We start from the raw sequence: 5,230 nt of genomic DNA on the forward strand, positions 1-5,230 counted from the left end.
CAATAAAACCCGTCACTGGTTTCCAGCGGCCCAGCTGAGTGAGGACAAGCCATGAGCGATTTACCGAACCTGATACCGGAGTTATTTAAAGTACCGGCCGCTGACGAATTATTTTCCCGTCAGGCGGCGAGTCATAAGCCGCGGATTCTGTTGCTCTACGGCTCGCTGCGCAGCCGTTCGTTCAGCCGACTGGTGGTGGAAGAAAGTGTGCGCTTATTAGAGGCCATGGGGGCCGAAACCCGGGTATTTAATCCCAGCGGTTTACCGCTGCCGGATGACAGTGACGACAGCCACCCGAAAGTGCAGGAATTACGCGAACTGGTGAACTGGAGTGAAGGCATGGTGTGGTGCTCACCGGAGCGCCACGGTGCTATGACCGGCATTATGAAAGCACAGATTGACTGGATTCCACTGAATATGGGTGCAGTGCGGCCAACGCAGGGTAAAACGCTGGCGGTGATGCAGGTATGCGGCGGTTCACAGTCGTTTAATGCGGTGAATCAGATGCGTGTGCTGGGGCGCTGGATGCGGATGCTGACCATCCCTAACCAGTCGTCGGTAGCCAAGGCCTGGGCTGAGTTTGACGATACCGACCGTATGAAACCGTCACCGTATTACGACCGCATTGTCGATGTGCTGGAAGAGTTGCTGAAATTTACGCTGTTAACCCGCGACCGCAACGATTACCTGCTGGACCGTTACTCCGAGCGCAAAGAAAGCGCAGAAGAATTAATGAAGCGGGTTAATCAGCGCTCAATATGAGTAAGCAGAGAATTGGCCTCGGTGACGATAACGCCGGTATTCAGGTATTTATCGCCAACCGTCCGCCGCTGGCGGAATACCAGCAACTGCAGGCAATGCAGCTGCTGCAGCGCGGAGATATTGCCCGTATTGCCAGCGAAACCGGCAATCATTGGCGGAAAATATTTAATGTGTATGCCAAGCTGATTTTTGCCCTGCAGCAGGCCAGTATTAACGGAGATAACAATCAGGACGTGTCTGGCTATACACGTTGGCAGGATCTGCGCGATCAGCAGTTATTGCAGGCGGGCAGTGGCCAGGCGTTATTGTTTTCGCCGCCGGGACTGAACCGGGATACTACAAAAATCCGTTTATTACTGGCTAAAGGCTATGCCCAGACTCTGGGTTTAAGTACCGAGCTGATCTGGCTGGATAATGACTTCGCCCTGCATAAAGCGTCGGGGTTGGTGCTGTGCCCGTATTTTGATTACCGCCAGTTGTCGGATATTAAAATTCAGCGTCTGGTGAGATTTCTGTCGGCAGGGCTGGCTGGAAAGTAATTAGTGATGTTCAGAAGCAGGCGCCTGCCTTAAAGCAGGCGCCCGTTGATCAGCCTTTACGGCGACGCATAAAGAGAATGCTAAGTGGCAGCAGCCATAAAGCACCACCGCCACCACCGGATGAGTCATTGGCGGCTCCGGTTGTATCAGCTGGTGTACCGGAGCTGAGTTTAACGGTAACAGATGTATCGTTAAAGACAGGTGAGGCAGCGGTATAGGCTTCTTCAGAGGTCACGTTGAATATAATCTCTGCATTCTGTTTGTCTGCCAAAGCAACCATGGCGATATTGATCTCCTTAGAGTTACCGGGCTCAAGCGATATATCAAAGAATAACTGCAGATTACCGCTTTTTATCTGCCCATTATTCTTCACCGCGAAATTCGCTGGTGTACTGAAGCTGACATTAACCCCTTTGAGTGGTTCAGCCCCGGTGTTCCTGACGATGAGTTTTACATTCTCCGGTGTGTTGATTGCACCAGAATATGGAAGGTTGTAGGCGTTTTGAGCAGACGTGATCTGTACGGTTAATGGTTGCATTTCAACAGATCCGATATCACAACGTTCTACCGTATTAATAAATGGGCGTGGGCGCGGATTACCGTTGATATCGCTGTTCAGAGTCGTGTCATCCAGTCCTTTACAACCTGAGGCATCTCCGGCATCAAGCAGTACGGCACTGTTAGTCTTGTAGCCAATCAGAAGGTTGTCAGTGTCCTTCATCGTTATCAGCTCAGGGATCTCGCTGGCATCAACAATGCTGTTTCCGGTATTTGCCGGTAAAACACAGCCATTCTGGCTGCTGATAAACGAGTATTCAATGCGTGACAGATTGCCGAAGCAGTCATTGCTATCGCCACTTACCGCAAGAGTATTCAATGCGAATAATGAGTTGAATACTTCAACGATTGCATCGTTATCTATAAATAATGCGGCGCCTGGTTTAACGCTATCATCCCCTTGGTACAAATCAGCACGATTTTTCAGCAGTGCGGTATTGTAGAGCGTTGCAGAACCTTGTGTGTATATCGCACCACCACTGTCGAGGGCGTAGTTCTCAATGAAGTTACTGTTTTCGGTTTTAACGGCTGCGTTGGTTGACAGGACTGCAATCGCTCCACCATTACCTTCAGACGAGTTACGGCTGAAAATGGATGACCTGATGTTAAGTTGTGTACCGCCTGAAATGGCAATAGCACCACCGTCACCAGTGGTACCGTTCCAGATTGCCCGGTTAGCTTCAAAGCGGGAATTGCTGATATTGAAGGTGTTAGCCGTAATATTCAGTACAGCTCCATTGCCTGCTGCCCGGTTTGTCCGGAATTCGGAATCTGAAATAGTAATATCTGCGGCAGAATTACCATGAATCAGGCCCAGATTATTGAGCTCTGAAATGCCTTCAGGATTCCAGTTGCCGAAGTTGCTGACTTTGACATTATTCAGTACCAGATTACTGTTGCTGTTCAGAGCAATGAGTGTGGCAGAAGGTGCATTAGTGCCGTCAACGTGTATGCCTTGCAGTGTAAACGTGGTGTTCTCAGCAATGTCAAATACGGCGGTATTCATTGCCGGGTCCGTCGTAAAGGAAACGGCGGCAATATACTGATCAATAAAAACAGAGAGTGCGGTATCCGGAGCCGGGGTGGCAATCGTCAGATTATCGGTAATATTGATTGGCAGCGATGACAGTGTCAGCGCCAATACCGCCGTATCATCGGTGATGTTGTCTTGTTGAAACAGTCCGGTTGCAAACTCAATGGTGTCCAGCTCCGCTCCGGAACAGTCACCACTGGGCGTATTGGTGTTTGTAACAATGATGGCTTCGTTAAACGAGCACAGATTGTCGTCTGCGGTGTCTGTCAGTGTGTCAACGACAACAGCATGGGTAATTGATGACAGAGATATGCCAATAACGGCAGATAGACGATTGTAGATGCGCATGATTCCTTATCCTTTGCCTAGTCCAAAATCACGCGCATTCTATCGGTTATTCTCTGGTAGTAAAGAGCTGTTGATCAAATTGTAATCATGCTGGTGCAAGGGGGCTTTCAGAGCAGCCGTGATTGTGGGGCGGCAGCAGTAAGGCAGAGCCGGTTGTCACTGTACAAAACGGGGTGATGGCAGCTACTCAGGCAATGCCCCCTGAGATGATGGCAAATAACAGGCAATAAAAAGGGGAGCTGTTGCCCCCCTCACGCATTGCCTTGTTCAGTTGCCGTTTGGCCTCATTACGTTTGGCCTTGGTCGTCGCCTCGTGTACGCCGCCTTTGCGCATAATGGCCGCACAGGCATGCAGGTTACGCCGGACTGGCTGACCCGCCAGTGCTTTGCTTTTCTTGCTCATATTGCTCTCCGTAATGTGATGGCTCAGTGTTTTCTGCTCTGTTTCCCGCTGCGGTTGGCAGAGGCGGCGGATACCGCAACCGGCGCTATGATTGCAGAAAGCGGCAGCAGTTCAATCGTTATCTTTATAAGCACAGAACTTTCCTGCCAGTTGCTCTGCCTGACTGGTAAAACTACTTAGTCAGGCTTGCGGTACGGGTGTATTCATACCGGGCTTTAATCCGGTTATGCTGACGTATCTTTGTACTGTGATTTATCTGGAGAATGGCTGCATGTCGGAAATTGGTTTAATTAACTGGCTCAGCCTGGCCTGGTTTATCGGTTGCTGGGTAGCCTATACCCAGTTTGCCAAGTACAAAGCGAAAACCTCGGCCTCTCTATCGTCTGTTTTGCATGTGCATCGCATCAACTGGATGAGGCGCCTGCTGCAGCGCGAAGTGCGGGTGGGGGATGCCGCTCTGCTGGCCAATCTTGAGCGTAACGTTAATTTCTTCGCCTCTTCCTGTGTGCTGATTCTTGCGGGTTTGCTGACTGCGCTGACCGCCGTCGATAAAGTTGAGGGTATGTTGTCCGGAGTCTCGTTTGCGGTGGTCGATACCTTACTGGCGCTGGAACTGAAAATCCTGACCTTAATCGGCGTGTTTATTTATGCCTTCTTCACCTTTACCTGGTCGATGCGCCAGTTTGGCTTTGCCTCCGTTCTGGTGGGTGCAGCCCCGTTACCGGGCGATGATTCAGTAACCGCGGCTGAACGCCGCAGCTTTGCGATTTATGGTGCCAAAATCATTGATCAGGCCAGCCGCAGTTATAACTACGGGTTGCGCTCTTTTTATTTTTCACTCGCCATCCTGACCTGGTTTATCCATCCCTGGGCGTTTATTGCCGCAGCAGCATTGGTGGTAGTGGTGCTGTATGAGCGGGAGTTTTTGTCAAACTCGCTGGAAGCTCTGAAAAAGGTTGAGAACGTCGGAGATAAGTTATTTAAAGACGATAAAGAACTGTCGCGTTACTGAAGCACGATTCAGTAAAAAAACGCCGCATCTGCGGCGTTTTTTTATGCGTTCTGCCCGTGCTTCTGCTTAAGCCAGTCGGCGATATCTCCGGCAATGCTTTGCCAGCCGGGTTCTGCAATCAGCCAGTGGGCATGGTTGGTGTAGCAGCGATACTCGGCGTTGGTATAGCGCGCTGCGACTTTTTTATTGATGGCTGCGGGGGTGATGTGATCGTCGGCGCCGGAGATGACCAGTAACGGCTGGGTAACTTTGCGCTCATCAACCCGGCTGGCCTTATTCCGGTCAAGCAACCAGAAACCAATTTCGAAGGCGGCGCGGCCACTTTCATGGCGCATTTGCTGATAAGCATCCTGTGCTGCGTCATCTGGCAGACGATTAAAGAGGGAGTAGCGCGCTGCTGCCGGAGAGAGTTTGTTGGGCTTTTTCCAGAAACCCCAGCGCGTCATCACAGTAAAAAAGCTGCGCACAACGGATGCTGTCAGAGCGTGTACGCCGGCCGGTGATGCCGGGCAAATTAACACCGCAGCTGTTGCTAATTGGCGTGCACACAGCATTTGCGCCAGCAATCCTCCCAT

The 5,230-nt window shown here is 50.9% G+C and carries 6 protein-coding genes; 3 read left to right on the forward strand and 3 right to left on the reverse strand.

Going from position 1 to position 5,230, the window contains the following annotated elements; translation table 11 throughout:
* The first annotated feature begins 51 nt into the window (after window positions 1–51).
* On the forward strand, window positions 52–762 hold the full coding sequence (gene arsH, locus B3P58_RS14475; protein WP_286718553.1) for an arsenical resistance protein ArsH: 711 nt from the start codon (window positions 52–54) through the stop codon (window positions 760–762).
* Complete coding sequence (locus B3P58_RS14480; protein WP_286718555.1) at window positions 759–1,301, forward strand: DUF6942 family protein; 543 nt, start codon at window positions 759–761, stop codon at window positions 1,299–1,301. Before arsH ends, B3P58_RS14480 begins: the two co-directional genes overlap by 4 nt.
* A 49-nt stretch (window positions 1,302–1,350) precedes the next feature.
* Here B3P58_RS14480 and B3P58_RS14485 read toward each other — a convergent pair whose 3' ends face one another.
* Together B3P58_RS14485 and B3P58_RS14490 are read right to left on the reverse strand one after the other, a co-directional pair.
* Window positions 1,351–3,240, reverse strand: coding sequence for a hypothetical protein (locus B3P58_RS14485; protein WP_286718557.1), 1,890 nt, complete (start codon window positions 3,238–3,240; stop codon window positions 1,351–1,353).
* A gap of 187 nt (window positions 3,241–3,427) precedes the next feature.
* A complete protein-coding gene (locus B3P58_RS14490) occupies window positions 3,428–3,643 on the reverse strand; it encodes a hypothetical protein (protein WP_286718559.1) in 216 nt (71 codons plus the stop codon).
* A gap of 271 nt (window positions 3,644–3,914) precedes the next feature.
* On the opposite strand from B3P58_RS14490, the gene B3P58_RS14495 reads away from it, so the two are divergent.
* Window positions 3,915–4,655 (forward strand): DUF599 domain-containing protein, encoded by a 741-nt coding sequence (locus B3P58_RS14495; protein ID WP_145469046.1) that lies wholly within the window; start codon window positions 3,915–3,917, stop codon window positions 4,653–4,655.
* A gap of 41 nt (window positions 4,656–4,696) precedes the next feature.
* On the opposite strand, the gene B3P58_RS14500 is transcribed toward B3P58_RS14495, so the two are convergent.
* Window positions 4,697–5,230: alpha/beta fold hydrolase (locus B3P58_RS14500; protein WP_286718562.1), on the reverse strand; the 534-nt coding region annotated here is incomplete at its 5' end.

This window comes from Thalassolituus sp. UBA2009, assembly GCF_002335285.1.
GTDB lineage: Bacteria > Pseudomonadota > Gammaproteobacteria > Pseudomonadales > Oceanobacteraceae > Venatoribacter > Venatoribacter alkanivorans.

Bases quoted from the DNA above. Each gene is read 5' to 3' on its own strand.
- arsH (WP_286718553.1), top strand. From the start codon at position 52: ATGAGCGATTTACCGAACCTGATACCGGAGTTATTTAAAGTACCGGCC.
- B3P58_RS14480 (WP_286718555.1), top strand. From the start codon at position 759: ATGAGTAAGCAGAGAATTGGCCTCGGTGACGATAACGCCGGTATTCAG.
- B3P58_RS14485 (WP_286718557.1), bottom strand. From the start codon at position 3,240: ATGCGCATCTACAATCGTCTATCTGCCGTTATTGGCATATCTCTGTCA.
- B3P58_RS14490 (WP_286718559.1), bottom strand. From the start codon at position 3,643: ATGAGCAAGAAAAGCAAAGCACTGGCGGGTCAGCCAGTCCGGCGTAAC.
- B3P58_RS14495 (WP_145469046.1), top strand. From the start codon at position 3,915: ATGTCGGAAATTGGTTTAATTAACTGGCTCAGCCTGGCCTGGTTTATC.